Origin of the sequence: Nocardiopsis alkaliphila YIM 80379 (genome assembly GCF_000341005.1) — a bacterium.
GTDB classification, from domain to species: Bacteria; Actinomycetota; Actinomycetes; order Streptosporangiales; family Streptosporangiaceae; genus Nocardiopsis; species Nocardiopsis alkaliphila.
Window position 1 is genome coordinate 1 of sequence record NZ_ANBD01000194.1, and the last position, 3,018, is coordinate 3,018.

Genomic DNA, 3,018 nt, shown 5'->3' on the forward strand with positions numbered 1-3,018 from the left:
GATCTGCGTTTGTGGATGGTGGGACCGTGGTCGAGGCTGCACGAGGGCCGTCGTGCGCCCTTGGACGAGGAGTCGCTGGACCTCCGATTGGTTCAGGAGAGCTTCCGGGGTGATCCACGGGTGCGGTTCGTGGAATCGGTTCCTCGGATCGACGCGCGGGTGCCGTTTCGCCTGTACCCGTCGGCGGGGCCGATCCTGACCGACACGGCCGTGGCCGACCTGATCAAGGAGATCGATCGGCGGGAGGCCGGGTTGTTGTGTGCGCCGCTTCCCGGAGCGCTCCGTGCGGGCGAAGGTGTGTTGCGTCTGGAACGGACCTGCGCCTACGCCCGGGCCCGGCACCTGGTCCCTCAGGCCCGGGGCAAGGAACTGGACCGTGTGGTGGAGCAGACCCACGGAACCCACTGGATGCCCGGGGAGGGCTTCGTCGCCGCGCCAGAAGGGGACGAGGACGCCTCACCGGCCCGTCCGGAGGTGCTCCAACGGCGGTTGGACAAGGCCCTGACCGAGGTCGACCGGTTGCGGGCGCGTGCCCAGCGGGCCGAACGCAAGCTGCGCTGGTTCACCCCCGGGCTGGTTCGCAGGGTCCTGCGCCGCATCGCGCGCTGAAACGTTCCCAGGTGGGCCACGGATGACGACACCGTGGCTCACTTCAGATATTTCCAGGAAGGCGACACACCCACCCACGAAAGTTACTTAAAGTGGGCAATGTGACACTCTGGGTGTGTCCCGTTTCGGCGGGTGTCCTTTTCGCCCAGCACGCCCGAGGTTGCCCGATGATCACCTCAGTCGTCCGTCAGGCGCTGCACATCCGCGGTGAGGAACCCGCGATCCTGTGCCACACCGGAGAACACACCACGACCCGGCGCGCGCTCGCCGCCCTGCGGCTGCGCCCCGATGACCGACTCGTCGACCTGGACGCTCACTGCTCGGGCGATCCGATGGAAGTCCTCGAGGCCGACGGCGAGCGGTCCATCGTCACCGCCGGCCTGGTCGTCATCGTGGCCGCCAGCCTCACCGACCTGCGGAGGGTCTTGACCACCGCCACCGCCCTGCCGCGCACCGTGCACCTGCTCGTGGCGGTCGTGGACACTCCGGCCCACCAGGGGCCACTGCTTCCCGCGCCGCCCGGTATCGACGAGTGGAACGCCCTCCTCGAAGCCCGGGTGCGCCGTCTGGGTAAACGGGGCTGGATCTGTGAACTGTTCTTTCCCGACTCCGTCGAGACCGCTCTGGCGCTCGACTGCGTTCTGCACGGAGCACGTGGGGGACGACGTGGCCGCCGTTCGGTCCCTTTGACCGCCGTCCACGGAGTCCAAGGGGCCCTGTGGCGTCCCGGTGACATCGCCTCCACGGGGGTGAGCGCCACCGGTCCCGTTCCCCTGCGCCGGGTCTCGCCCGTGGCCGATATGGTCCTGCGCACTGGGGAGGGGGATCTTCCCCCTTGGGAGGACCCCGTCGTTCCGCACCTGGACGTGGCCACCACCGCAGCGCACTCTTGGTCCTCGATCACTTCACAGGTCCCACACCAGGTCGTGGCCGCGGACCAGCACCTGGTGCCGCCCATCGACGAGTACACCGTCAACCCGATCGGTTTCACCAAGAAGGCCGACGGCCCCATGGGCGACCTCACCGCACACGGCGACCGAGCCTCTCTCGTCCAAGGAAGAAAGGTCCTGTTCACGGTGCCAGAGGACGGCACCGTCACCGACCTGGACATCGGGCGGGCACGCTATCTGCGCGGAGTCCGGGTGGACTGGTCCGGGCACTCCGGGCCGCTCACCGCAGTACGCACCGTCGCCTCATTGGCCGCCTCCGGGGTGCCCCTGGTGAGCGGACCGGTTCCGGGTTGGGCCGCGAACCTGGGGCCCGACCTGGTCGATCTGCTCACCTCGGTGGAGGAAGAGGAGTTGGCGGATCCGCTCACCCGTGAGGAGCACAGCGTCCGTCTGCGGCGAGCCGCCCTGGGTACTCATTCCACGTCGGTCCGCTGGCGGGCCCTGGCCGCGCGCGCCGGGGTGCCCGTCCCACCGGAGCCCTTGGTCACGGTCATGCTCTGTACCCGCCGACCGGAGCTGATCGGCTTCGCGCTCGCCCAGGTCGCCCGGCAACGAGGAGTGCGCTTCGAACTGGTACTGGCCCTCCACGGGTTCACCGCAGATCTGCCCGAGGTGCGATCGGCCCTGAGAGATTTCACGGCCAGAGGACTCCACGTCGCGGTTCACGAGGCCCCGGCCGACCAGGTGTTCGGCGCGGTCCTCAACGACGCCGTCGATCGCGCCTGCGGAACCGTCATCGCCAAGTGGGACGACGACGACTGGTACGGCCCCGACCACCTCGCCGACATGCTCATGGCCCGGCGGTACGCCTCGGCCGACCTCGTCGGGATCACGCAGGACCTGGTCTACCTACAGGAACTGGACCTGACGGTGTGGCGCAGTTACCAGACGGAGAAGCCCTCCCCGGACGTGGTGGGCAGCACGATCGTCATCGATCGTTCCGTACTCGTGGACATCGGTGGGTTCCGACCATTGCCACGGGCGATCGACAGCCAGTTGTTGCTGGCCGTGCGCCGTTCCGGGGGGCGCATCTATCGCACTCACGGATTGGGGTACCTGCTGCGGCGTGCGGGGGAGGGCCACACCTGGAGCGCCGACATGGGGTACTTCCTGCGCCGTAACAGCCGGCAATGGTCCGGGTGGCGTCCCAGCGCGCTGTTGGAAGGCGCTCCCGAGCCGCTGGGAGGACCGAACAGGACAAAGGAGCCGGTCCGCTCCGGCTCCGTAGGTCCGGGCCGGCTCGACGTTCCCGGAACCACGGACTCATCGACCAGCATGGGAGGTCACCGTTGACCACCGCCGACAACACCTCTGCGTACAAGAACGAGGGTCCCAGCCCGCTGACCGAGAACATCTCCTTGACCGGGGCCGTTCCACGACAGGGCCGACCCGGCGCACAACCTCGAATCCATCGTAATGACTACGCCGTGTTGTCGGTTCCGGCTTTGGGGGAGTGGAC

General features: G+C 68.4%; 1 protein-coding gene and 1 pseudogene. Both read left to right on the forward strand.

Annotated features, from left to right (window positions below; genetic code table 11):
* Positions 1–609: pseudogene (locus D472_RS0124265) on the forward strand (glycosyltransferase family 2 protein); the annotation flags it as partial.
* A gap of 167 nt (positions 610–776) precedes the next feature.
* On the forward strand, positions 777–2,852 hold the full coding sequence (locus D472_RS0124270) for a glycosyltransferase (protein ID WP_017607024.1): 2,076 nt from the start codon (positions 777–779) through the stop codon (positions 2,850–2,852).
* Positions 2,853–3,018: the final 166 nt, after the last annotated feature.

Bases quoted from the DNA above. Each gene is read 5' to 3' on its own strand.
- D472_RS0124270 (WP_017607024.1), top strand. From the start codon at position 777: ATGATCACCTCAGTCGTCCGTCAGGCGCTGCACATCCGCGGTGAGGAA.